A 24,608-nucleotide genomic window follows, 5' to 3' on the forward strand; every position below is an offset into this window, starting at 1 on the left:
GTTCGGGTTTTAACCTTATATTAAAGAAATTATGATTTAAGAGGGAGTTATTTCTATGAAAATCAATATATCCTTCAATTCTGAATGGAATGACGAGTTTCTGCAAAAGATGGAAAATGACGGTCCATGGGGAAATTGGGAGCTTTATAAATTGGCGGTTCAAATGGAGGAAAACCTTATCATCCCTGATTTTGAAGGTTTACAGGCGCCTAAGCACCTTCCGCAGTTAACCCCGCTTCCCCATCAATTGGAAGCAGCCAAGCAAGTGTTGGAAAAGATGAATGGAAAGGCCATTTTAGCTGATGAGGTAGGGCTCGGAAAAACAATTGAAGCAGGCTTGATCCTAAAAGAGTATATGATTAGAGGCCTTGTAAAAAAAGTATTGATCCTTGTTCCGGCTTCACTTGTCACACAATGGGCTTTTGAATTGAATACCAAGTTTCATATTCCGGCAGTCGTTCAGAGAAAAAGTTATGTTTGGGACTCCTGTGATGTGGTCATTTCATCCATTGATACAGCGAAACGCGCTCCACATCGAGATATCATTTTCAATCAGGAATATGACTTCATCATTATTGATGAAGCTCATAAACTTAAAAATAATAAGACGAAGAACTATGAATTCGTCCAAAATCTAAAAAAGAAATTTTGTTTACTCCTGACAGCCACTCCGATTCAAAATAAAGTCGAGGAAATTTTTCACCTCGTTTCATTATTGAAACCGGGCCACTTGGGAAATGCCTCACTCTTTTCGGAAAAGTATAAAGGGAAAGGCCGGAACATAATTGAAGATGAACACCTAAAGGAACTGGTCAACACTGTCATGATCCGAAACAGGCGGGCCGATACTGGTATTGAATGGACAAAACGGCATGTCGAAACCATCACCATTGAGTTTTCTCCAACGGAACAAGCATTGTACGATGCTGTTTCCAAATTCAAGCCAATTTCAGATGGATCAAAAGGAAGCGCCTTTTCGGCTCTCACTCTCCAAAGGGAAGCATGCAGCAGCAGAGAGGCGGTCTTTTATACATTAAAGAATATGAAAAATAAATATGATCAGCCTTCCCCTGACTTTTTGGCAAAGCTTGATGATTTATTTTCTAAAGTGAATGAAACGGTTCAGAACTCCAAGGCTGAAAAAGCTTTGGAACTGATCAAGAAAATTGATGACAAAGTAATTATTTTTACCGAATACCGGGCAACTCAGCTATATCTACAATGGTACCTACAGCAGAATGGAATTTCTTCCGTTCCTTTCCGAGGCGGTTTTAAGCGCGGAAAGAAAGATTGGATGCGAGAATTATTCCAAAAGAATATACAGGTATTAATTGCAACAGAAGCTGGCGGGGAAGGGATAAACCTTCAGTTTTGCCATCACTTGATTAATTTTGACCTGCCATGGAACCCAATGAGGCTCGAACAGAGAATTGGGCGGATTCATCGCCTTGGTCAGGAGGAAGATGTGATGATTTATAACTTTGCCACGAAAAATACAGTAGAAGAACATATACTGAAGTTACTTTACGAAAAAATTAATTTATTTGAAAAAGTAATCGGTGAATTGGATGATATTCTTACCAAACTGGATATTAACAACATTGAAGAATATTTAATTGATGTGGTCGGCGAGTCCAAAACAGAGGGCGAAATGAAAGTCAAGATGGATAATTTTTCATCGTTAATCCAATTCGCTCAATCAATGAAGGAAGGTGAGGTTCATGCAGCAACGGGAAATTCATGATTTTTTACTAACTTACTTTAAAGCCAATGATTGTGAAATATTGGATAATTCACCAACCCACCTTACAGTCCAATTGACGATTGAAATGGATAAAGAATTAATGAACAGACCCTTTTATTGGCATTATCTAGAAAAAACAGGCGGCGTTCCGAACCCAGCCCAGATGACTTTCATTACCGATCCAGAACAAGCTCCATCCGATTTAAAAGGAGAAATGATTCATTTTGGCTCTCCTCGCCTTCACCAGATTATTCATTCAACCAAAAAGCTGGCAGGGTATACTAGACTTTTTGAGGATACTCCTCCATTAAAAGGCGGAAATAATCCTTTGTTTCCTTGGCTGACCCTGAATGTGAAAATATCCTATCAATGCGACCGTAAAAAAGATACTTTCATGTCGATCGGATTGAATTTAATCTCGGGTGAAATCAAGGAAGGGTTTCACCATCGGGTTTTACCGATTAAGGTCACCCCCAAAATACCGGATTACTCCTTTACGCTTTCACCTCTGATCATGCCCAAGAGTGGATTGGCAAGACTGGATACATACATCAGGACCAGTTTCGAGGATGATGACCATTCCTGGGCAGAGGAAGCAATGCTGCGCTGGCAGAATGACTTGAATTTATTGGAGCATTTTTACAAGGATATGGAAGAAAAAAGTGAGAGCTATTATACCGAAAAAGAAGCATTAAAAGCACAATATGAACCCAACATCAGAATATCCATCATCAATGGAGGATTATTTTACCTTTCAGATAGGGCGTTGGGATAAGTAAAGAACGATAAAAAACAGATGTCCTAAGTTCAGGACATCTGTTTTACTTTTTGATATTTTTCCTTACGAACATCGACAGAGCAAAGGGGACAATGCCAAACCAATGGGACATACCATGATTTTTATCCTCTTTTCTGTGACGGCGCTTTTCTTTTCGTTCTTTTTTCGTCAGATTAAAATACTCGACAAGCTGCTGCGTCAGATATTTAATATAAGCGTTTGTAGACATATAAAATCATCACCCTACGCAAAGTATGTCCGGTTTACGCTTTTTTTATTCCTTCACATGTTCCCTGAACACGTGAACCTGTAGCGTTCCGTTTTAAATGAGTGTGGATTTTGCGTATTACACAGCCTGCTTTTCCAACCATTCTTTCACTTTCCCCGCTTCTTTATCGTATTGAATGATGACCCTGCCCTCGCGGTCATTTTTAGTCGTGGAAGTAAACTCGATATAGAGGTAAGGACCTTCTTGCTTCATTAAGGAATACCTTACCACACCATTGGGATATGAAATTTCCCCCTGGATGATTTTTGGGATTTCCTCGCCCCACTCTGCCGTCACTTCCTTGATGGCTAGATGGACAAGATGGTCGGCCACAAGCGATTCTTCCACTTCTTTATAAAACTTTTTATCAATGATAAACTGATCGATCATTAGTATCGTGAACATGATGAAAACACTCGCTATAATCATGACCATCGGGAAAACGACTCCTTTTTGATTATTCATCGACTTTCGTAACATTCCTAAAGTAAGGATGAAATCTTCGACTGAAAGTAGTCCCTGCTTTATCAGTTATCTTTATAACAATGACACTGCCATCCTTCTCAACCCGGAATTCCGAAATGTTCTGCAAGATGACCTCATGCCCCATACCATTCACTCGTCTTCGGACCTTATCTTCATATTGTTCAAACGATGATAATTGTTCACCTGAAAGCAAATATAATTTATTTCCCATTACATCCTGAACTTTGGAACTCCGGACCTCCTGCTTCATTTGCATGGTAAAGACCTCCCACTCTTTAGGATGCAATTTATCAACGGTCCCCATCTGGGTGTGAATGATTGAAAAAAGCTGTAGAACAAAAAGGGACGTCGTCATTAAAATCATTAAAGAAAAAAGCATTTCAATCATCGTAAAGCCATCATTTTTTCGCAGCATCACAAATGGATTCCAGATTGCCCGATTCATCTTCATAACGTACACACCCTTCAATCATTCCCGGGAAATCCCCATGGTCCTTCCAAACCAATTCATAGGATCTTTTTTTGTAAATGATTTCCTGACCAACAGCTTGTATCTCCCCATCCATGAACGCCGTCAATCTTTCATATAATAAATGGTGGGCTTCTGTCCTTACGGCAATATCTTTCCGATGCGTCATTAACTCTTCAAGAATCGGTAAAATGGCAAGGACCAGGAAAATACAAACGGAAAATGCGGCTATCAGCTCAAGGAAGACGTAACCTTTACAATTTCTCAACCCTGAACCTCCCTTTACCGATATTGAGGACCAACTTGTACTTTCCCTTTGGGGTATCAATCATAATCGTCCCTGCTTTTGAAGCATTTCCATACTGATTAAAATGAAAGCTGAACCCCAAAGTGCCACTTAAAAACTGTATATCCTCTGGTATGCTTCTCTCTAGAACGATCCCCTCCTTATAAGACGAAACGGTATAAATCTTTTTGGTATTATCAATATGGAGGTAAATCAAGCTCTCATGACTGATGGCATACTGTTGTGCATAGAAAAGATCTTCATGGAATTGAGAAAGAAATAGCCTATTTTCCATTCCTTTAGTGAAGCTAGGATATAGATTAAGACCGATGGAAATCAGGAGTACAAAAATAACGAGGACAATAAGGGTTTCAGATAGTGTATATCCTCCATTGCAATGCCGTATATTCACTTCTCTCCTACTCAACGACCGTTATCTTTCCTTCACTATCCAAACTAATATCATTCCCATTAGGACAGGATGTCTGTTTGAGATAGCCTTGACTTTCCAATTCACTGATACTTCCGGGCAGTTTAGCATGGTCGATCTCGTAAGCCTGTACCTGTGCTTGGGCCATCTTCACGAATGCTTCACATCCTTTAGACTGGATCGTAGATTGGTTCTTCGTGATATTGGGGATTGTGATAATCAAAAGGATGGATATTACCAGTAAAACAATGAGCATTTCAATTAGTGTAAAACCACGTTCATTCATCACTTTCTTCAACATATCATCATGCTCCTGAAACCATCCGGATACCAGATGACCTTCGAGCATTTTCACCTCCAGAATACAAAAATAAAATCCTATATACCTTCGAGCAGTGAGAACATCGGCAGCAAAACCGCCAAGTAAATGGACACGATCAAAAGACCTATCAGTGAAAACATGAGAGGCTGAATGATTTTCAAGATTGCATTCATTCTCTCTTCGATTTTCTCCAGTATAAAACGACTGTAATGAAGCAGTTCCGCATCAAGTCTGCCGTATTTTTGACCATTTGCAGCGACCACCGGTAAATTCCCATCAAAATATGGGAGCTCCCGAAAAATCATTTCAAGTGATCTGCCCTCGATCAGATCATCCTTAATGATCGCGCATAGTTTTTGGTAAAAAGGCTGCTGTTGATTTATCGAGAATAATTTGATGCTATCGTTAATCGACAGCCCTCCGGAAAGTAAGCCACTGAATTGGCTAGCAAAAAAATAAGTTTCGTATAACTTGATGAAGGTCCCGAATATCGGAATTCCCATCAAAATCCTCCGCTGCCTTAATGGGCACAATCCGTTAAACCAAAATCGTTTGAGTACATACAAGAACAGGAGCGATCCGAGTAAAAAGAAGGGGAGTGCCGGAAGAATGAATGTGGAGGCTGACATTAATCTTAAGAGTGTATGCTGATCGACATCCATCGTGAAATAGATTGTCTGGAATTTGGGAAGGAGAACACTCTGAAGAATATAAAAAACGATGCTTACAAAAAAGACTAAGAATACGGGATACACCATTAACTTTTTCACTTTATCCATATCCTCGGTTCTTTTCTTCCAATATCGCCCTCCTTCTTTCAACGCCCGTTCCAGGTCGCCATATTGTTCTCCATAAAATATATAACTTACAAGCTGCGGATGAAAATTAAGATGGGTCAGCACCATGTGCAACGGGTAACCGTTCCTTAAATCGGCTTTAGCCTGGGTGAAGTCTTCCGCTTTCTTCTTTGATTCCTGAAACTCAAGAAAATGTAAAGCGTCCGCCAAAGGATAACCATGATTCAATAATTCACCTAGCTTCGAAATAAAGACCGCCTGCTCTTTTACCTTCCATTTACTTTTTGGTTTCATGGTATACCAGCCGTTCATATTCCTGAGAATCCACATAGCCCATCGCAACCGCTTTTCCGATTTCATCCTTCAATTGGCGATAGCTGACCGTTGCCTTTCCTTTTTCATCTCCCATTATCCGGAGAACCTCAGCCAGGCTTTTTCCATATAGCAATTCATATACACTTGCCCTTTTATTCCTGGCAGTCATTTTGCAAGCTAAAGCACAATCCCCTTTACATGGAAGACATCGCAATTCAACCAGCCGCTGTGCTGTCACGCCAATCAAACTCTGTTCAACCTCAAGCAAGCTGACACCAAATTCCAGTAACCTGGAGATGGCGCCCTGGGCGTCCCTTGTATGCATGGTTGTAAGTATCAAATGACCGGTTAATGCGGCACGCACTGCGATTTTGGCAGTTTCTGCATCCCTGACTTCCCCAACCATGATCACGTCAGGGTCATGCCTCAGTACAGCTTTTAGACCGACAGAATACGTAATGCCCGCCTTTTCATTGATTTGGACTTGCAATACCTTTTCGGATACATTTTCAATGGGATCTTCCAGTGTAATGATATTTCGATTGATCATCTCATGGGCATGGTGAAGCAGGGAATATAGTGTCGTGGTTTTTCCACTGCCGGTCGGACCGGTAAATATGAGCATGCCGTGGGAATGCTTCAGGAGTGCAATCAATTTTTGAACGGTGTTTGGAAATAAAGATAACTGTTCTAGAGGAAGGATATTCTGTTGGGGTATTAAGCGGATGACCAAACTTTCGAGATGGGCAGTGGGTAAAGTGGAAAGGCGGAGTCCGACCACCTGGTTAGCCAAATTGATGGTGACGGCACCACTCTGGGGCCTCCTTTTCTCCCCTATATCCATCGAGGCAAGGAACTTCAATTGAGCGATCAGCCTTTCAGCTTCAAAGAATGATAATGTTTCCTGGGGAATAAGCTTATTGTCTATCCTGAATTGGATGAGAGGTCCCTCTCTGCGAAAAAAAATGTGGATATCCGATGCCGAATCCTTTACGGCACGGGTTAGTATCTTTTCTGCGGTCTTTTCAATAGATATCAAATCAAACATCACCTCCTATGTTTCTTGTTGTATGTATTCGACAATCCACGACAAATTCCTGCTTCAGAATAAAAAAATTCCCGAATAAACTTCGAGAATCATCTCACATGCTCATTTTCAAATCGAGCCTTTGGGAAACCAAATTCCTTAATGCGTCTACATTATGACCAATCACCAGTTTTTCCCCGTCTATGAGGATGGGCCTTCTTAATAATTTCGGTTCTTTTGTTAATAATTGGATGACATCAAAAAGCAACATTTCGTCAATATTAACTTGTAAGTCTTTGTATGCTTCACTTCTTGTTGCTAAGACTTCATCAAGTCCTTCCGAGGTCAATTCAAGAATTCTTTTTAACTCCGCTACAGTTGGAGTCTCTCTGAATAAATGTCGCTCATCGAAGGAAATATGATTGGCCCTTAACCATTTTTTTGTTTTGCGGCAAGAGGTACAACTTGGATACGAAAAGAAAGTTAAATGTGCCGTACTAATCACTCCCCGTTCACATTTTGTATACATTAATAATCTATATAATTATTGTATAACATTTGTACAATGAATGTATAGATCATTGCTTTATAAAGCGGTTTTAATTGTGAACTTTTTTAAAACTAAATGGAGTTTGCCCTTTCTCTTATTCCATTTTTTTCTGCCTGCATTATAATGAACATAGGTAAACTATGGAATAGCAGGAGGGTGTAATGGAACAAACGTTAAAAATAACAAACGTGTTAGCTGATCCCACCAGATATTATATATATCAGCATATTGTGAACAACCATGGTGATGTATCGGTACAGCAAATCGCCGATTCATTTAACATCCATCCAAATGTTGCTCGTCTACATTTGTCAAAACTTGAGGATATCGATATGTTGACCTCGGATGCCCGAAAAACCGGGAAAGGCGGTCGCCCCAGCAGGCTTTACCGATTATCTGATAAGGTCATTCAGCTTCATTTTCCATATAGGAACTATCAGCTGCTTTCAAGGATTGCCATCCAGACGATGATGACATTAGGGGAACAAGGAAAACAGGCACTTTATGAAACGGGAAAAGTATTCGGGGAGGAATTGATCAATCAGCAACTAGCCCTGAACTCGACGTCGATCGATCGACTGGCTTTTGCAGAAAAAGTCAACATGCTTAAAAATGCGGCTACCATCGCAGGGTTATCTCCTGAAATACAAGCAAACGAAGAAGAAAATAAAATATACTTCCGGATCTTCAATTGCCCGTTTAAGGAAGTTACTGAAGTGGAGCCAGGAACAATCTGCTCCATGCATAATTCATTTTTAAAAGGTATGTTCGAAGCCTTGTTTGAGAATGTCAATATTGTGGAATTAGAAAATATGATGTCCAATTGTGCAGCATGCTCATACCAGGCTTCGGTTCTCACATAGAAACAAAAGGCATCCTTTACATTACCTTACAATTTCATTTATAATTATTTAGAATGTACACGACTAGACATAAGGAGGGATTCGGGTGGAACGCATGTTCAGAGTATGTGGATTTTGGACAGGAATTATGGCAATTTTCTTTTATCTTGGCCATATGCATCAAACGTCTTTGCTTTTCTTTGCACAAACGATCTTTTTTGTACTTTTAAGTTATTTAAAATTATCTGAGCGCATGTATATTTATGTTTTCGGCGCCTATCTTACCGTTTTCTTTGCAGGATTTTCCTACTGGAGCGTATTTATGATGACTCCGGGCACTGCACATTAAGAACAAGCAATATTACATAACCCATGAATTTTGATTCATGGGTTTTTACTTGTCACCGTTCAGGAAAGATTCTTACGTCTTCTGCTAAATTCTTCGATTGAAGCAACACTTTGAAATGTTCACTAAATCCCCCTGGAACGATCAGCCCCCGAATTGCACGATTACGCTTTGCCGTTTTCGAGAATGGATCAGTTCCTTGATGGTCCTTCAATTCCTCTAGTATCCCTGCTTTAAGCAAGAATTCATTTTGAAGAAAAAGCCCCTGATTGGAAAGACCCTTTCTTTTTCCAATCTCGATTAATGTGTCAAAGTGGATATGTGTCGTCAAATCCATGTCACCAGGAAACATAAGTGGATCTTTAATCATTTGATGCTGATAATAGCCCCTCAAGCTCCCTTGATGATGAGCTGGCTCCTTCCATTCCCTTTCGGTATAGCCATAATCAATCGTAAGGAGAATACCCGATTCGATACAGGAAACGATTTTCTCATATTCAAGGACCATTTTTAACGGAACTTCGTATCGTTGTTTTTCATTTAAGGTGATAGTTCGTTCTATAAGGTAAGATAGAATGTCAGGGTTGTCCAAAGGCTCCCTCTTTTCAACCAAATCGCCTTCCTTTTCAGTGACGAATATCTCTACCAGGGCTCCCTTATGCTTTTCAATGACATGTACAGGCAACGCGTCGAAAAGTTCATTTGAAAAGACGATTCCATTTACATTCGTCCATTTTTCTAAACTGGCAGCAGAAACCGCCTGTTTGAACATCCCTATACGTTCTTCCTGAATCTTTCTATGAAATGGACTGCCATCCACGAGGATATAAGTCAAAGAGTCCCATATCTGCGGTTCCATTTCTTTTATGAAAACGAGGATGTCATAGGCCAGCTTACCGTCCCCTGCGCCGACCTCGATGATTATTGGTGAAACTCCGCACCTTTTTATCAAATAAACGAACCACCTGGCCAGTGATCTCCCAAATGCATCCCCAACATTGCCAGACGTATAAAAATCCCCTCTTGAGCCAATTTTCTCTTTTGCGCGTGCATAGTAGCCTATATTTGGCGTATATAAAACAGTATCCATATAGTCATGAAAGGAAATTCTTTTTTGGGGGCTTCCTGCAATCAATTCCTTCAAGTGATTTTTCAACACAATAGCCTCCATCTCCATGATCTTCGATCATATTGAAAATTAAACTTTTCTTTTTCTTAATAAAACACATTAATAAGTTTGACAATCATACACGAAAACAAATTTAGAGTTCACAAAATGTTCAACTCTTCATCTCACAGTAGTTTCCAATAAATATTAAAATATGCATCTTACTTCAGAGCAGAACCAGAAAGATCACTAGGGAAGACCCCAGAAATTTCTTTGAGCCTTTTTACGGTGTTTGACAAAACATTTTTTATATTCAGTATAGTTCCGCAAATGAACCATTTCAATATTTTTACATAATTAAGAACTTAAAAAAACAGGTGCCATATGGCACCTGCAAAAGTCATTATCTCAAAAAGGGATTAGTATTCTTTTCATCAAGAATGGTCGTGACAGGCCCATGACCAGGAAAAACGATAGTATCATCAGAAAGTGTCAGCAGCTTCGTTCCAATGCTATTTAACAGCACTGCCTCGCTTCCGCCTATTAAATCGGTTCTGCCAACGCTTCCTTGGAACAAGACGTCCCCTGAAAAGAGGAGACGTTGCTCCTTCACATAATACGAAACGCTCCCTGGTGAGTGTCCGGGGGTTTCGAATACTTCGAAAGTGAATCCTCCAATAGTAAGTTCTTGCTCATTTGCCAGAATGTGATCGGCAGGCTTCATTCGCATTGGATTTTCAGGGAACCAATTTTGGGAACCATTCAATGCGGGATCAAGTAGCCACTTGGCTTCTTTTTCATGAATGTATGCAGGTATCCCATAATGATCCCGAATAGCATCAAGAGCACCGATATGGTCAAAATGTGCATGTGTCAATAAAATCGCCAAAGGCTTTAAATTTTTTGTTTGTATGTACTGTATGATTTTCTGTGGCTCTTCACCCGGATCGAAAATGATGCAATCCTGTCCATCGGAAACTACATAACAATTCGTTTGTAGCGGGCCTAGAGGAATTTGTGTCCATTTCATTTCCATCAACTCCAATATGATTTTCTATCTTCATCTTACACTAATTAAGCTGCTAATGTTAATCCAGTTTACTCAAGTCATAGAAGTGTCACTTATTAAACCTCGACAAATAATTGAAAAAATATTAAGATATTAACAAATGCAATCTTTTCTACATATTTTTGGTAGTTGCTTTATTCTCTGGGTATATTATTAGGGATTAGGTATTCATTACGAAAAAAGGGGGTTTTGACATGATATTAATGGTTGTTTTCGGACTTGTGGCTATATTAGGAGTAGCAGCTGTGTTTACCTCATTAAAAAAGAGAAACTTCTTAGGATTCATTTTTGCAGCCGGCAGTGCAGTCGTGTTTGGCTGGTTCACTGTCATGACTGTCATCAACAGCGGTTTTCCTGTTGCCCATTGAAGAAAAAAGCTCGCCATCCGGCGAGCTTTTGTTTTAGGTCATCATGTTTGTTTGAACAATCTTTGTATTTGATGGGTTTTCATATCAATGATTTTCTCAAATTGATATCCATATAAGCAGAAGTTGCCATCAAGCGAACAGCTTAATGGTTCATTTTCCATGTCCTTCATCAATTCTTCTTGTGTGCCTTTTTCCCAATTTAATTTAGTTAAGGTAAACCTTCCCTCATATTGGTCTGCATCTTTTGATTCATTAGGAATAAACGTTAGGAATTCCTTGTTTTTTTCAATGAAATCATAGGATGGAATCACCCAATCTGAAAAGCTTTTCAATAGTGGCACGGAAAAAGAGTGGATCGGCTTGTTTGTTGGATCATAAAATGCATATGTACCCCGATCTTGTTTTTCTGTCTCCACTTGAATCGTCATCAGCGCTTGTTTCATTTTTTTAAAGTGAATGACATCGAGCATAAGACTCTCCGCTCCATCCTCATTCAGCGCTTTTCTTTCTAGGGGAGCAGTCAAAGCAGGTTCTTCCCTGTCCCAATCCAGAAACATCAATTCATTTTCACTTGCCCATTGAGCAAAGGGCTGCGGAAAGTCCAGAGTTTCCATAGTTTGTTCATCTGGATTCAACACATAACTGCTGTATGTCCAATCTTCATAAAAACTCGATACAAACAACCGGCCATCTTTAAATGAATCCCACTCATAAGCTAATTCAAAGGCTGGAATCGCCACGGAATACAGTGGATTTCCCGTTTTATCGAGTATTGTGATTGATGCTTTACCAGAAGAGGTAAAGGATGATAACAAAATATGCGTACCAGACGGACTGATCGATACTTCGGAAAACGCAAAAGCCGGCTGATAGAAAACGGAAGTATCATTCGTTTCCAAATTCCATGCCATCAACTGGGATAATTCATTACCATCCCGCTTCACAGAATATAAAATGGTTTTAGAATCCAGCCATCCAAAAATGGCTTCGATTTTTTCCGTTTCTGAAGTCGGGACCTTTAAATTGCTTACTGAAGTTTCCAGGTTAGATTGGGAGTGTTCTTTTTCCGTATCATTTACGGGTTTACTAAGGTCCTTGGAAGGCTCACAAGCCGAGATAAGAAGGATAGTGGAGATAAATAATGGTACGAAACACAACAACTTACAAATGGAAAGCCGCATACAAAGTGCCGCTTTGGATACTTTAATCTCCACACACCTCCCACTTCAAAACTAAAACGCCTGGCATATGTGAGCAAGACATTAGAAAGAGAGTAAGGATTAACCAATCGAGTCCTTACTCTCTTTCATTATAAAGTAAAAAAGAGAAAATGTGGCGGATAATGATCTTATATTTTTTTAGAAGTATATTCCTTAGGGGAAATGCATCACATATATAGACCTGCCATCAAAATCTTGACAGAATCTTCATATATTCCAGGCAAATGGGATAGCGGAAGCGGATTGATGCCCTTTCCCAGTTCGATTGTGAATCCGCCGCGTTTGAATTCCTGAATGAACCAATCTTTATACCCAGCATGGCTGTCAACGTATTGTACGGCCCGATATCCGCTGCGCTCCTCAAACTCCCTCGCAACATTCGCTGCCTGTTCAGGTTCATGTCCCTCATAGCCCCAATAGAATTCTTTTCCTTGGGTGTGAAGTGCAAGCACTCTTTCAAAGTTCCGTCTTATTGCCAGCTCCTTCATGGCCAAAGCTTCTGGTTCTGATAACGCGGTCTCTCCTGGAAAATCCCTCGGGGCAGGGGCTTTTGGAATCTTTCTACGCTTTTCAATCTCCCAATTGGCAGGATATTGATTATTCAGGTCTACACCGCGGATATTGGCTTTCCAAGCATAAAAGGCAGGATTGCCATTATTTATTTTTAAAACATCAACCTTCCCCTCTGCCGCCCCCTCCCCCTTTAGAACAAGCTCGACTCCATCCGGATTCACCATCGGAACAATCGAAATGGTCATATCCCGATAGAAGGGCATACAATCCATTCCGCATAGTGTACGACCATTCGTTACTGCCAGCAGAAAATCATTCAGCCATTTCATCAAAACCGCAGTAGTGATCCATTCATTAGCATGGAATGAACCGTTATAATGTATGATCTTTTCACCTTGACCGATTCTCACCTCAAGGAGTTCTTTTCCCAACACACTCCTCCCGATCGATTCAACCTTAATAAAGGGGTAATGAAAAGATAGAATATCAAGATCGTCAAGAAGTGATTGATATTCATAGGGCTTGTCGGTGACAATCATGGGATTCATCACCCGGACGGGTACGGAAAAAGGTTTTTGTCCATCTTGATTCAACAATAATATCCCATCGATGGGCAGGTGATATCGTAAAGCGATTTCGGCAAAATCGATATCTAACCGGGACTCTTCCTGAACCATGTATCCAGGTATCTGTACTTCCATACCATTTGGCAAAACCCCGCCAGTAATGGCGGGATTGGCATCCTCAATCAAAACCAGAGGAATTTGGAACAATTGACTGTAATATGGCAAATCATCCCCGCTTCTGCTCACAACTTTCATTCAGCCTCCGCCCCTTTCATTGTTTTATCTTTATGAAGCGAAAGACAGAAAGATGTTCAGGAAGTCTCAGGTGTTCCATGATTGTAATGCTAATGATTCTCCTGAAAAAAACAAAAAACCTGGATTGCGCCAGGTTTCGTTTTTTAACATTACTCATAAAATCGGAGCAAATCCCCGTAAATGATTTTGTCGGAGTAATCAAGCTCCTGCTTTGCCTTTTCCAAATACTTCTCACATGAATCCTTTACAGTCGCCGCTCCGGTCTTTTTATCATAGCAGGTATCCATCGTATAGAGATAATCCTTTGTGATGAAACTGCTATCGCGAAGAACGGTGAATTCTAATTTCTCTTCAGAAAATAGATCTTTGCCGAATTCGATATAATCATCATTTTCAATCCCCAATAAATGAAGGAGAGTCGGCCTTACATCAATTTGGCCGGAAACGGTGGAAATCATTTTTCCCTCCTGCCCGGGGACATGTATGATGAGCGGGACACGCTGAAGTTGGATGGATTCGAAAGGCGTAATTTCCTTCCCAAGGAACTGGCTCATGGCAGAGTTGTGATTTTCCGAAATTCCATAATGGTCCCCATATAGTACAATGATCGAATCCTCATATAATCCATCACGTTTCAAATCGCCGATAAACCGTTCCAAGGCTTCGTCCGTATAACGTACGGTCGGAAAATACTGATTCAATGTCTTGGAATTCGAATCGTATGGTTCCAATGTCCGGTCTTCTTCATTCAAAGTGAATGGAAAATGATTGGTTAACGTTATGAACTTGGCATAAAAAGGCTCAGGCATCCTCTTCAAGTGAGAGATTGATTGCTTGAAGAACGATTTATCATTCAAACCCCAATTGATGGAATTCCCTTCAGAGACTTTGTATTCATCACTATCATAAAACCGTTGGTACCCAAGAGAATCGTACATGATGTCACGATTCCAAAAGCTTTTATTATTGGCATGCAAGGAAGCCGTATAGTACCCTTTTTCCGTTAAGATTTCGGGGGTGGCTTTGTATTCATTTTGGGCATGAGTGAAAAATACTGCACCTCTGCCTAAAGGATAGAGCGAATTCTCAATAATGAATTCTGAATCGGATGTTTTCCCCTGGCCAGTTTGGTGATAAAAGTTATTGAAATAATAACTCTCTTTAATGAATTGGTTCAGAAAAGGAGTGATTTCTTCACCGTTGACAGTTTTATTGATGACAAAGCTTTGAGTGGATTCCAATGATACAAGAATCACATTTTTGCCTTTTGCCAGACCATAAAGGTCATCATTAACCTCTTTTTGATTGGCACGGACATAATTTTCAATTTCCGACAATTCACTGCCATCCGCAAGGGCACGTTGAGCTGAAGATTTCGTCTGTAATATTGCATCATAGAGGTGATAATGGTACGTACCGATATTCTTAACGAGGATTTCGCGGTCAAACGTTCTTGTCAGGAGTTCAGGACGCATCGCTTCCGCTAATGCTAAGTTAAAAAATGTCACTCCTAAAGCCATTAACAAAAAGAATTTACGGTCCTTTGGATTGTATCGACATCCATGGTATGTTTTTGGTTTGCATTTCAGCAGAAGCATCAAGACCAGAATATCGGCAAAATACAAAAGGTCACTCGGATTGATCAATTCATGTACACTGCTTCCAAGGTCGTTCATATTGCTCGTTTGAAAAAGAACGGGAATGGTTAAAAAGTCATTGAAAAAGCGAAAAAAAACAAGGTTGGCAAAGAGGACGAAGGTAATGAAAAAACTCATGATCAATAAGTATGCTGTCCGTCCTTTTTCTTTTAAAAATATATTCATGCCAAGAGTAAGTAAAAGGAAACTGACAGGATTGATGAATAGTATGAACTCCTGGATCCAATTATCAATACCTATCTCAAAACTTGTTTTATAAGCAATATATGTTTTAAGCCAAAGTGAAATGAATACGACCCAAAACAATGAATATCCCTGTTTTTTGAAGACCCTTTTCAATCCTGGTCCCTCCTCATCGAAGAAGCGCCGGAGCTATGATCCAGAGCGCCTCAATCATGGGTCACGGTTCCCCACCCCTTAAAACGGGAAACCTTTTTGAAGATTCCATTTTCTTATAACCCTGTTTGCCACAGGGCAGCAAGGATCACGTATTCAGTTGGCTTTTAATGAGCCAGGCTGCACCTATTACCCCTGCATCATTGCCTAATGTGGCCAGGCTGATTTTCGTTGATTTACTAACCCGTTTGAATGCGTACTTTCCGAAGGCAGAACGGACAGGATCAAGCAAAATGTCTCCCGCTTGTGAAACGCCCCCACCAATGACTATTTTATCTGGATTCATGACATTCCCAACATGTGATAGTGCCAGCCCCAAGTAATTGCCTACCTTATCCACCACAGCTTTGGACAAAGGATCACCTGCTGCAGCGCATTGGAATAACAGTTTGGAAGTAACCGCATTTCCCTCGTCGACTTTCTGCTGAAGCATTGACTTTTCATCGGCGGTATTCAAGGCTTCTAAAGCCATACGGACGATTCCCGTGGCCGAAGCAACCGTTTCCAAACAACCAGTCTTGCCGCAATTGCATGGTGCCCCTCCGTCCGTTACGACCGTTATATGCCCTATTTCTCCAGCAGCCCCGCTGGTACCATGGACGATTTGACCATTATGGATGATCCCGCCGCCTACACCCGTTCCCAGAGTGACACAAACGAGGTCTTTGGCACCATTACCGGCACCTTTCCACATTTCACCCAAAGCTGCCATATTGGCATCATTATCGATCACAGCTGGAAGAGATGTCTCCACCTCCAATAAATCTTTTAAAGGATAGTCCTTCCAGCCTAAATTGACGGCTTCATATATGGAACCGTTAACAAATTTCACGGGGCCGGGAGCACCCATCCCTATTCCTACTATCTTACTCTTCGGTTCATTAAGTTCCACGAGCTTCGCATCAATTGCTTTGGCTATGTTAATCGTAATGAATTTTCCTTTTTCGGAGATATCCGTGCTGATTTCCCATTTATGAATAATCTCTCCGTATAAATTGATCAGAGCCAGTTTGGTAGTTGTACCGCCTAAATCTACACCCATCAGCCACTTTTCCATCATTCTCACCTTTTTTATCAATTTTTTTTCTGTTTTTCCCTTTCAAGAGACAATTGCTGCCTAATTAAAAGGATCGCCATTTGATAATCTTTCGTATCCATCATCTGCATACGGTGGATTTCCCTTATTTCGGCTTCCATCAGTTCAAGCTCTGCTAAACGGTCACCAATATAGATAAATGTACCGAATCTTTTCAAGTATTGTTGAAGATCATAATATGTTTTCATAGTAAACCTCTTTACTCTTTTCTTTAGGAAAGTATATCGAATCAGCCTCTTTGTAACAAGCGCCCATTTCCCCTTTTGATAATTTCCCCCCATCCCCCTCATACATGTCCAACTGTATTCATATGATGAAATATCAAGAATGTGGACTCTTTTAATTTGATTTAACAGCTTAATGTTTTTAAACCATTCATCACGTGTGAAAACGGAGGGGAAAAATGAAAGTACAATTGAAGTATACCGTCTTTTTGGTCTTAACCACCATTTTTGTCATCCTTTATTTATCAAATCATAAACAGACAGAGGAAACCATCATTTTTTTTCCCATCGATTCCTCGCTCCATTTTGAACATGCTTCCACCCACCTGACCCCTAAGGGTACCGGGGATTCCACCTATACCATCACTTGGAGGGTGGATTCTTCGTTGGACCAGCCTGCTTACTTACGTCAGGACGTATCGCTTTTATACAAAAATGGAAAATTGGCAGGAACTTTAAAAAATTGGCGCCAAAATAAACAAGAACTCTCTCAAAAAGCGAAATCTAAAGAATCCGAGAGTGGGCGTTATGAAGCGGTAACGTTTCATTATGCCGAGGTTCATCCGAGTGACACAATTTTCACCAGTGCCCAGCAGCTCAGTAAAGTCAAACTCTATACAGTAACGACACCGGTTTTTCAATTTTTCCACCGTCCCCTTTCAGAAGAACAGATTCAGTGGAAGAAAACGCTGGACGGCTTGACAGATCAAACGGTTCGAAATGGGTTGGAGAAAGCAGGTCAAGCTTTTCACGTTAATCTGGATCAGTACAAAATCATCTCTTTAACAGATCTGCCCTCAAAGAAAAATCAATGGCTTTCTGCCTTCCCCCAATTCAAACGGGAAGAAATTGTGGGAAAACTATGGGAAGGACTTTACAAAAATTATGTGTTGGGAATAAAAAAGGAGGATGGATCCATTGTGAGTCCACAAGGTAGTACCATCCCCCTATTGCTTATGGCGAAGAATCAAAGTGAAATACTTGTCTTGTTTACCCTGAAAGACGGTACCCCAATCATGCTGCGTCAAAAGTTATAGTTGCTTTTCAATTTCTGCCAGAAGTTTAGTGTATGACTTATTATCCGGGGCAAGCTCAATAGCCTTATCAGCTTGCTCCTTAGCTTGATCGAATGATTCGAGTTTCATGTAGACTAAGGCAAGATTGTAATGGGCTTCATGCAAATCCGGATTACTTTCAATCGCTTTTTCATAATAATCCCTGGCTTTGTATACGTCCTTTTTATCAAAAGATAAATTTCCTAGCATAAAAAGCGATAGCGGTGCATCAGGATTTGCATCCACATAATTGAATAGCATCTCTTCCGCTTTATCCTCTTCATGATCATCAATATACTTTTGGGCCAGCATGGCCATGGTATTATCATCTATAGCAGCACTTTCCTGATGACTGAAACCAAATTGCAGCAGGGAATAGGTCAGTATTACCGTCCCTATCAGAAAAGCCAGCTGCCGAAAGATATTCTTGGATTTTGGGAGATGGACCACTCCAGCAGCCAAGAACCCTCCGATCAAACCTCCGATATGCCCTGCATTGTCAATTCCGGAAACGGTGAAACCATAAATTAAGTTAATGATGATTAACACGATCACCGATGAGCCCATCGAGCGCATGAATAATTTCGGATAGACGATGCCAAAGTACAGAAGTGCCCCAAAACAGCCAAAAATGGCTCCGCTCGCTCCTGCGGAAAGGTTCAGGGTCATGATGAAGCTGCCTAGAGTTCCAGCGAAACCAGCGAATATATAGATGAAAAGGAACCTGGCATTACCGTAAATCCTTTCAACTTCAGCACCGATCAAATACAATGAAAATGTATTCATCAGTAAATGAATGAACCCAATATGGACGATCATCGGTGTAAAGAACCGCCACCATTCCCCATGTATGATATAAGGCGAAAATTTAGCGCCAAACTCAATCAAAGTCTTGGAATTGGTGCTGCCCCCATTAAACTCCATCAAGATGAACACAGCTATTTGTATCGCCATGAATATATATGTAAAGAATGGCTTATTGGCATTTTGAAATACCTTCTGCTCAGCCTTAGCCTTTTTGACTGACTCCGAGATGGCGTCTTTCTTTACTGCGAGAACCTTTTCCTCATCCATTTCATTTTCTTCAAGAACTTGAATTGAAAGTGGTTTTTTCAAAACATGTTCAAGGTTTTGAAACGAATCATGAAAGTTCTCACAAGTTAGAAGAAACGAGTTAACATTCGTTTTTTTAAAGGAGGCCACCCGTGAACTAAAGTCATGATCATCCACCGGGGCGAATTTACTTACATAGATACTTAATATGTTTATGGGCTTTTTGTATAATTTCCTTCTGATCCTTTCCCCATTCTGCAATGTTCGTTCGATATCGCGTTTCAGCCAATTAGCCCAATCCAAATCATGTCGAATGAGTCTTATGACTGGAAACTCCTTATTCTTATCGCTCTCAAGCCAAATCTCCTGATGGTTTTCCGTGACAGTGATCATTCGATAATCATAATGGGCAGACAACTCCCTTATGGTTTCCCAAAAAAAATAATCCTCTTTAAATCCCAATGCCTTCCCCACTTTCCAATGAAACTTAAGCTTCTAAAATTCCTGTTTCTTTAATTAAAACTATAGACGAAATCATGTAAAAAGTAAAAAAGGAGACTGTTCTCCCGCTCCTTATAAATAAAAAAAGGAACCCTTGATTCAGGTCCCCTTTTTAAGATGCCCGCACCCTCATTTGGTCTGAGTGAACATGCTTTGCATCATTTTATCCCTGAACATTGGCATATCCAAGGATTTAGTCACTAGAAATCTTCTCAGTATGCCGTTGGACAGCACAACATTTATCAGGCGGTACCGGTTTTGGTAACCTGCATAAACAACTAAACCAACCAAGAAGATTTGAATAATTAATCGAAACATAACAATCCCTCCTATCAATAGTTTGATACAGGAAAGGATTTTTATGAGCTAAAAGTGATAATTAATAAACTTCTTCTTAATGGGCGTACGTGCGTATAACCCTGGATGGGGTAATGAGTTTGCCGACCGCTATATCATGTACCTCTATCGGGAGTTCATCCATTAATTGAAGCTCGTATGTAAGGGCCAATGTATCTCCTCGGTAATAAGATAGGAAACGGTCATAATAGCCCCCTCCAAAGCCTAGGCGATACCCTTCCTTGGTAAAAGCAAGACCAGGTACGATCAATGCATCCAATTCCTCTTTGCGAGCCTTGGCTGTTTCAGCCACTGGTTCAAGCAACCCGTAATAAACAGACTCCAGCTGATTGAAGGACGAAATTTTTTTGAATTCCATTGTCTTTTTTTCTGGATCACATTTTGGTACTGCCACTTCTTTTCCTTCGCTCCATGCTTGTTCGATGATCCGTACCGTTGGAACTTCAGGCGGAATGGAGATGGTGATGCCAATGGTTTCAGCATTTTTCCATTCCTCCAATGAAAATAAGTTTTCAGCGATTCTGTTCGATAGTTCTTCATGTTCCTCTTTAGTCAGCTCCATTAAACGGGACCTAACTTCTTGGCGGAGCTTATTCTTGTTTTCTCTCATCTCTTCCGACTCCTTTAGTCTACTTCTATCATTATCTCATAATATTTGTTCATTTACGAAAATACGGTGTCTGAAATCGCCGAATCAATAGCATATTCAGAAAATATTCACTAAAGGAAAGAGGGAAAGAAGGGAATTTAAAAAAATGCATAAAAAAAACAACAGGAAAAATCCTGTTGCTTACTTTGTTTCACGGTGAGTCGTGCTGCGTTTTTCTCTTGAGCAGTATTTTTTAAGCTCAAGACGGTCTGGATTGTTACGTTTATTTTTTTTAGAAATATAGTTACGGTCTCCACATTCAGTGCAAGCTAATGTAATATTCACGCGCATTGTGTATTTCCCTCCAAACATATTGACTTTTTCACATAGGACTTTTCTATAATAGCATTATTCAATGCGAATTGCTAGTATGTTTTTTGGGAAATCCAACATTAACTTTTTTGAATTCTTAATTGTTTACATTTTGCATCGTCAGGAGGAGTTTATTATTTATAACTTTCGCTTCTTCTTTCGTTTCAGCATGAATGACCCAAGCCACAGCTTCCACACATTCTTTCGGTAAGATTTCCGTCTCTAGCGTAAACACGCTGGTAACTTCCCCTTTGGCGAGCGGTGAATAAGCCAGGAGCCCTTCTTTCAATGATTTGAAGCATCCATCTTGATAAAGGCTTCCCTTACCTTGGATGCAATATTGAGAGATGCTTTTTCCTTTCACCAATCCACCCAATAAGGCAATCGATTGAGGGGCTACATGTAAAATCGCCCGTTCATTCGGGCTGTAAAAAGCGACCGCCTGTCTTTCGAAAGCGTTTTCATAGTGAAAAAACACTTTAGGGCGCTTAGTCTCGAATGAAGTATTCCTAATCGTGAACTTCGAAAAGGTCACCTGCCCTTGAGTATATGTTTGTGAAAGTGTCCGGATCTCTCCATTAGGATGACTCATCATATCTTCCTCAGGATACCAATCAAAACTCTCATCCATCCATAACCCAGCCTTTAATCCCTTACGAAATATATCCTGGTTATCCTGCGGCATATACGCAAATAACGAATTCATAATAATCATCCCTTCCCCTTCTTTATCCTTATATAACTTATCGTTAGGCGCTGACAGTGAAACTATCCACTTTAGAATCTGCACACCATTTTCTTATAGGTTTATCGATTTTTAACTATTCAAAATATTTTGTTTTTTCGATTTATTCTATCTTTATGTTAGCACTGAATTGGCTGATGGACAATAAACACATTTTGTCGAATTTTATGTATGTTATCTCTTAAAGGTTTTTTTCCCATTTTAATGCCTGATTTTTTTTCTTCAACGACGGTTATAAGGCTTTTCGACAATATTTGAAAAAAAACAGACAATAAATGAAGTTTATGGCCCACTTCCGAAAATATAAAAATATGAAAATCTCCATTTTTTTAAAAATGTGTGTAAAATATTAGTATATTGTCGAAAATTATCTGCTGAGGTGAAAACATGGAAACACTTATCATCCTTCTTTTTTCATTAGCGATCGCCCTTCTCACCATTTCCTTTTTCGGTAAAGATAAAGTTGCCAAATTAGAAGAAGATATAGAACAGATGACACTGACGTATATGCAGGATATCTACCAATTAAAGAAGAAGGTGAAGATTCTTGAAGAGGAATTCGTTATCCAGGACGACCCTATTCCCCCTGTAAAGGATAAATCAACTGTCAATTCCAATGATATCGAACCCATTCATGAAATTCTGAAAAGCCAAGTTCTATCTTTATATAATCAGGGCCTTTCTTTGGACCAGATCGCTAGACAATCCTCGTTAACGGAGGAACAAACCATTTCAGTGATCGAGCAGCAAAGATTGCGGGGTGAATGAAAATGAACAAAGCAAGACTCCAAGGTCTTTCCGCCGGTATCATTTTTACAACAACTATCTTTGCTGGCTTTTATTATGGCACCGGATTATTCGAAGGCACCCCTCCTACTGCGGAGGAAGCCAAGGAATTGCTCATGAAGAAGGGATTCGTCGTTACACTTCCTATGGAGGAAACTAAAAAGGCCGTCGAACCAAAGGAGCCGGATAAGGATTTAATGGAGAAAAAGGCTTCAAAAAAAGATCCCTCCATCGTCACCCATACAATTAAAGTAAAAACGAATATGACCACAACGGAAATTGCCGATAGCCTTTCCAAGGAAAAAATCATCGATGATGCTGCTGAATTTGAAGCTTACATGAATGACAATGATTTCTCAAGAAAAATACAAATCGGCGAGTTTGTCGTTATAAATAATATGACATACAGACAGTTGGCTCGCACTTTAACTCATTAATAAAAAAGAGAGACTTTTTAATTGGACTTTGTCCGAAAAAAAGCCACTCTTTTTCCATTTAGGAATGTATTCATTCATTCCTGCCAATATATCTCCCTCTTACCAGAAAATAAATGTTTTCAGCTATATTCGTTGTATGGTCAGCCGTTCTTTCTAAATAACGGGCAATTAAAGAAAGTTGTGTGATCTGCTGAAGATTTTTTTCATCTGAAAGTCGAAGGAGACTTCGAATCATCTCTCCATAAAAGCGATCGACCTCATCATCCATTTCAATGATTTCTCTTGAAAGAACAACATCTTCCTTCTCGAATGCATCTATCGAAAGTTCAATCATCTTTAATGTAATATCATGCATCTGCTTTAATGGTGTTAAGGGCAGAATAAATGGCTGGTCACCGATTCGGATGGCTGATTTAGCGATATTGACGCCAAAGTCCGCCATCCTTTCAATATCTGAAGCTATTTTTATGGCAGCAATGATACGCCGCAAATCAATCGCAACCGGCTGTTGCTTAGCAATCAATAAAATCGCAAAGTCATTAATTTCCTCTTCCAGTAAATCAGCTATTGTATCATCATCAATAACTTCAAGAGCCTCTTCAACATTCTTGTTTTCCAGTGCGGTAAATGATTTTGATATCGCACCTGAAGCTAAATTAGCCAACTTCACTATTTTCTCTTGCAATTCTTTTAATTGAAGCTCAAAATTTTCACGAACAACCATTGTCGCATCTCCTTTTCATTAGCCAAAACGTCCGGTAATATAATCTTCTGTTCTCTTATCATTCGGGTTCGAAAAGATGGTGTTAGTGTCGGAATATTCGATGACTTCCCCATTTAAGAAGAAGGCCGTTTTATCAGAGATACGAGCAGCCTGCTGCATATTGTGAGTAACGATGATTATACTGTAATCTTTTTTTAGCTCTTGGACTAATTCTTCTATTTTTAAAGTGGAAATAGGATCAAGAGCAGAAGTCGGTTCATCCATTAAAATGACATCTGGTTCAATCGCCAGACAGCGAGCGATACAAAGTCGCTGTTGTTGCCCACCAGAAAGTCCATACGCATTTTCATGCAGACGGTCTTTCACTTCATCCCAAATGGCTGCTCCTTTTAAACTCTTTTCCACGATTTGATCAAGAATCTTTTTATTTTTGATACCGTGAATTTTTGGTCCGTATATAACATTTTCATAAATTGATTTAGGGAAGGGATTAGGCTTTTGGAAAACCATGCCAACCTGTGTCCTTAAATCTTCTACCTTGTATGACTGATCTAGAATATTGCGGTTCCTATATTTAATCTGCCCAGACGTTTTAACTTCTGGAACAAGTTCAATCATCCGATTTAACGTTTTGATGTAGGTAGATTTCCCACATCCAGATGGCCCGATGATGGCAGTCACTTCATTTTGATACATATCCAGATTAATATTTTTTAAAGCATGGTTTTCACCGTACCATAAATTGAGATCTGTCGTTTCATAAACCGTTTCCTTTAAGGAAACAGAATCTGCATTTTCTATTCCAACTGTTGGAGCCTTTTCGGGTCCCGTTAATGTCATATTCATTCTTTCCTTC

31 protein-coding genes are annotated in these 24,608 nt (G+C 39.9%); 8 read left to right on the forward strand and 23 right to left on the reverse strand.

Annotated features, from left to right (window positions below):
* Positions 1 to 55: 55 nt before the first annotated feature.
* Entirely contained in the window at positions 56 to 1,744 is a 1,689-nt protein-coding gene (locus Q8G36_RS13325) for a DEAD/DEAH box helicase (protein ID WP_305160626.1), read from the forward strand.
* Positions 1,722 to 2,519, forward strand: a complete 798-nt coding sequence (locus Q8G36_RS13330) for a YqhG family protein (protein ID WP_305160627.1) — start codon at positions 1,722 to 1,724, stop codon at positions 2,517 to 2,519. Before Q8G36_RS13325 ends, Q8G36_RS13330 begins: the two co-directional genes overlap by 23 nt.
* Positions 2,520 to 2,565: 46 nt before the next feature.
* Here Q8G36_RS13330 and Q8G36_RS13335 read toward each other — a convergent pair whose 3' ends face one another.
* The 9 genes from Q8G36_RS13335 to Q8G36_RS13375 form a co-directional block, all read right to left on the reverse strand.
* A complete protein-coding gene (locus tag Q8G36_RS13335; protein ID WP_063233067.1) occupies positions 2,566 to 2,751 on the reverse strand; it encodes a YqzE family protein in 186 nt (61 codons plus the stop codon).
* 117 nt (positions 2,752 to 2,868) lie between these two features.
* Positions 2,869 to 3,255, reverse strand: a complete 387-nt coding sequence (gene comGG / locus Q8G36_RS13340) for a competence type IV pilus minor pilin ComGG (RefSeq protein ID WP_305160628.1) — start codon at positions 3,253 to 3,255, stop codon at positions 2,869 to 2,871.
* The gene (gene comGF, locus Q8G36_RS13345; protein WP_305160629.1) at positions 3,248 to 3,727 is read right to left on the reverse strand and encodes a competence type IV pilus minor pilin ComGF; all 480 of its coding nucleotides are present in this window, start codon (positions 3,725 to 3,727) and stop codon (positions 3,248 to 3,250) included. Before comGF ends, comGG begins: the two co-directional genes overlap by 8 nt.
* Entirely contained in the window at positions 3,675 to 4,013 is a 339-nt protein-coding gene (locus tag Q8G36_RS13350) for a hypothetical protein (RefSeq protein WP_305160630.1), read from the reverse strand. The genes comGF and Q8G36_RS13350 overlap by 53 nt, the downstream gene beginning before the upstream one ends.
* Positions 4,000 to 4,443 carry a competence type IV pilus minor pilin ComGD gene (comGD, locus tag Q8G36_RS13355; RefSeq protein WP_305160631.1) on the reverse strand — a complete coding sequence of 148 codons (444 nt, stop codon included), beginning with the start codon at positions 4,441 to 4,443 and terminating at the stop codon, positions 4,000 to 4,002. The genes Q8G36_RS13350 and comGD overlap by 14 nt, the downstream gene beginning before the upstream one ends.
* A 7-nt stretch (positions 4,444 to 4,450) precedes the next feature.
* Positions 4,451 to 4,762 carry a competence type IV pilus major pilin ComGC gene (comGC, locus tag Q8G36_RS13360; protein ID WP_305160656.1) on the reverse strand — a complete coding sequence of 104 codons (312 nt, stop codon included), beginning with the start codon at positions 4,760 to 4,762 and terminating at the stop codon, positions 4,451 to 4,453.
* Between the two features lie 77 nt (positions 4,763 to 4,839).
* The gene (gene comGB / locus Q8G36_RS13365) at positions 4,840 to 5,874 is read right to left on the reverse strand and encodes a competence type IV pilus assembly protein ComGB (protein ID WP_305160632.1); all 1,035 of its coding nucleotides are present in this window, start codon (positions 5,872 to 5,874) and stop codon (positions 4,840 to 4,842) included.
* On the reverse strand, positions 5,858 to 6,934 hold the full coding sequence (comGA, locus tag Q8G36_RS13370; protein ID WP_305160633.1) for a competence type IV pilus ATPase ComGA: 1,077 nt from the start codon (positions 6,932 to 6,934) through the stop codon (positions 5,858 to 5,860). Before comGA ends, comGB begins: the two co-directional genes overlap by 17 nt.
* Positions 6,935 to 7,037: 103 nt before the next feature.
* Positions 7,038 to 7,427, reverse strand: a complete 390-nt coding sequence (locus Q8G36_RS13375) for a Spx/MgsR family RNA polymerase-binding regulatory protein (RefSeq protein WP_305160634.1) — start codon at positions 7,425 to 7,427, stop codon at positions 7,038 to 7,040.
* A gap of 206 nt (positions 7,428 to 7,633) precedes the next feature.
* Between Q8G36_RS13375 and Q8G36_RS13380 the strand changes: the two genes are divergently transcribed.
* Positions 7,634 to 8,335, forward strand: coding sequence for a helix-turn-helix transcriptional regulator (locus Q8G36_RS13380; protein WP_305160636.1), 702 nt, complete (start codon positions 7,634 to 7,636; stop codon positions 8,333 to 8,335).
* An 85-nt stretch (positions 8,336 to 8,420) separates the two neighbouring features.
* A complete protein-coding gene (locus Q8G36_RS13385) occupies positions 8,421 to 8,663 on the forward strand; it encodes a DUF2626 domain-containing protein (RefSeq protein ID WP_076365317.1) in 243 nt (80 codons plus the stop codon).
* Positions 8,664 to 8,715: 52 nt separating this feature from the next.
* On the opposite strand, the gene Q8G36_RS13390 is transcribed toward Q8G36_RS13385, so the two are convergent.
* Positions 8,716 to 9,816: a class I SAM-dependent methyltransferase gene (locus Q8G36_RS13390; protein WP_305160637.1), complete on the reverse strand. Its 1,101-nt coding sequence runs from the start codon at positions 9,814 to 9,816 to the stop codon at positions 8,716 to 8,718.
* Positions 9,817 to 10,171: 355 nt separating this feature from the next.
* Entirely contained in the window at positions 10,172 to 10,798 is a 627-nt protein-coding gene (locus tag Q8G36_RS13395) for an MBL fold metallo-hydrolase (protein WP_305160638.1), read from the reverse strand.
* A 233-nt stretch (positions 10,799 to 11,031) separates the two neighbouring features.
* Here Q8G36_RS13395 and Q8G36_RS13400 point away from each other — a divergent pair, with 233 nt between their 5' ends.
* A complete protein-coding gene (locus tag Q8G36_RS13400) occupies positions 11,032 to 11,205 on the forward strand; it encodes a DUF2759 domain-containing protein (protein ID WP_034308396.1) in 174 nt (57 codons plus the stop codon).
* Between the two features lie 41 nt (positions 11,206 to 11,246).
* Here the strand turns inward: Q8G36_RS13400 and Q8G36_RS13405 are convergent, their stop codons facing one another.
* The 5 genes from Q8G36_RS13405 to Q8G36_RS13425 all read right to left on the reverse strand — a co-directional run bounded on the left by Q8G36_RS13405 (position 11,247) and on the right by Q8G36_RS13425 (position 17,097).
* On the reverse strand, positions 11,247 to 12,419 hold the full coding sequence (locus Q8G36_RS13405) for a hypothetical protein (RefSeq protein ID WP_305160639.1): 1,173 nt from the start codon (positions 12,417 to 12,419) through the stop codon (positions 11,247 to 11,249).
* Positions 12,420 to 12,592: 173 nt separating this feature from the next.
* Complete coding sequence (locus Q8G36_RS13410; RefSeq protein WP_305160640.1) at positions 12,593 to 13,759, reverse strand: M14 family metallopeptidase; 1,167 nt, start codon at positions 13,757 to 13,759, stop codon at positions 12,593 to 12,595.
* Between the two features lie 149 nt (positions 13,760 to 13,908).
* Entirely contained in the window at positions 13,909 to 15,756 is a 1,848-nt protein-coding gene (locus Q8G36_RS13415; protein WP_305160641.1) for an LTA synthase family protein, read from the reverse strand.
* Between the two features lie 145 nt (positions 15,757 to 15,901).
* Positions 15,902 to 16,873, reverse strand: a complete 972-nt coding sequence (locus tag Q8G36_RS13420) for an ROK family glucokinase (protein WP_305160642.1) — start codon at positions 16,871 to 16,873, stop codon at positions 15,902 to 15,904.
* Positions 16,874 to 16,887: 14 nt separating this feature from the next.
* Positions 16,888 to 17,097 (reverse strand): YqgQ family protein, encoded by a 210-nt coding sequence (locus Q8G36_RS13425; RefSeq protein WP_076365307.1) that lies wholly within the window; start codon positions 17,095 to 17,097, stop codon positions 16,888 to 16,890.
* Between the two features lie 215 nt (positions 17,098 to 17,312).
* Here Q8G36_RS13425 and Q8G36_RS13430 point away from each other — a divergent pair, with 215 nt between their 5' ends.
* Positions 17,313 to 18,170: a hypothetical protein gene (locus Q8G36_RS13430; protein ID WP_305160643.1), complete on the forward strand. Its 858-nt coding sequence runs from the start codon at positions 17,313 to 17,315 to the stop codon at positions 18,168 to 18,170.
* Here Q8G36_RS13430 and Q8G36_RS13435 read toward each other — a convergent pair.
* The 5 genes from Q8G36_RS13435 to Q8G36_RS13455 form a co-directional block, all read right to left on the reverse strand.
* Positions 18,165 to 19,703 carry a rhomboid family intramembrane serine protease gene (locus tag Q8G36_RS13435; protein WP_305160644.1) on the reverse strand — a complete coding sequence of 513 codons (1,539 nt, stop codon included), beginning with the start codon at positions 19,701 to 19,703 and terminating at the stop codon, positions 18,165 to 18,167. The two genes, Q8G36_RS13430 and Q8G36_RS13435, sit on opposite strands and share 6 nt — an antisense overlap.
* 168 nt (positions 19,704 to 19,871) lie before the next feature.
* Positions 19,872 to 20,060 (reverse strand): hypothetical protein, encoded by a 189-nt coding sequence (locus tag Q8G36_RS13440; protein ID WP_305160645.1) that lies wholly within the window; start codon positions 20,058 to 20,060, stop codon positions 19,872 to 19,874.
* A gap of 76 nt (positions 20,061 to 20,136) precedes the next feature.
* Positions 20,137 to 20,709, reverse strand: coding sequence for a 5-formyltetrahydrofolate cyclo-ligase (locus Q8G36_RS13445; RefSeq protein ID WP_305160646.1), 573 nt, complete (start codon positions 20,707 to 20,709; stop codon positions 20,137 to 20,139).
* Positions 20,710 to 20,889: 180 nt separating this feature from the next.
* The gene (rpmG, locus tag Q8G36_RS13450; RefSeq protein ID WP_028391797.1) at positions 20,890 to 21,039 is read right to left on the reverse strand and encodes a 50S ribosomal protein L33; all 150 of its coding nucleotides are present in this window, start codon (positions 21,037 to 21,039) and stop codon (positions 20,890 to 20,892) included.
* Between the two features lie 118 nt (positions 21,040 to 21,157).
* Entirely contained in the window at positions 21,158 to 21,766 is a 609-nt protein-coding gene (locus Q8G36_RS13455) for a hypothetical protein (protein WP_305160647.1), read from the reverse strand.
* Positions 21,767 to 22,192: 426 nt separating this feature from the next.
* On the opposite strand from Q8G36_RS13455, the gene Q8G36_RS13460 reads away from it, so the two are divergent.
* Both Q8G36_RS13460 and Q8G36_RS13465 read left to right on the forward strand, forming a co-directional pair.
* Positions 22,193 to 22,573 carry a hypothetical protein gene (locus Q8G36_RS13460; RefSeq protein ID WP_305160648.1) on the forward strand — a complete coding sequence of 127 codons (381 nt, stop codon included), beginning with the start codon at positions 22,193 to 22,195 and terminating at the stop codon, positions 22,571 to 22,573.
* A gap of 2 nt (positions 22,574 to 22,575) precedes the next feature.
* Positions 22,576 to 23,028, forward strand: coding sequence for a hypothetical protein (locus Q8G36_RS13465; protein ID WP_305160649.1), 453 nt, complete (start codon positions 22,576 to 22,578; stop codon positions 23,026 to 23,028).
* Positions 23,029 to 23,098: 70 nt separating this feature from the next.
* Here the strand turns inward: Q8G36_RS13465 and phoU are convergent, their stop codons facing one another.
* Together phoU and pstB are read right to left on the reverse strand one after the other, a co-directional pair.
* Positions 23,099 to 23,752, reverse strand: a complete 654-nt coding sequence (gene phoU, locus Q8G36_RS13470; RefSeq protein ID WP_098187187.1) for a phosphate signaling complex protein PhoU — start codon at positions 23,750 to 23,752, stop codon at positions 23,099 to 23,101.
* Between the two features lie 18 nt (positions 23,753 to 23,770).
* Positions 23,771 to 24,592, reverse strand: coding sequence for a phosphate ABC transporter ATP-binding protein PstB (gene pstB / locus Q8G36_RS13475; RefSeq protein WP_251431053.1), 822 nt, complete (start codon positions 24,590 to 24,592; stop codon positions 23,771 to 23,773).
* Positions 24,593 to 24,608: the final 16 nt, after the last annotated feature.

The sequence above is a fragment of the Peribacillus frigoritolerans genome, assembly GCF_030676415.1.
GTDB classification, from domain to species: domain Bacteria; phylum Bacillota; class Bacilli; order Bacillales; family DSM-1321; genus Peribacillus; species Peribacillus frigoritolerans_A.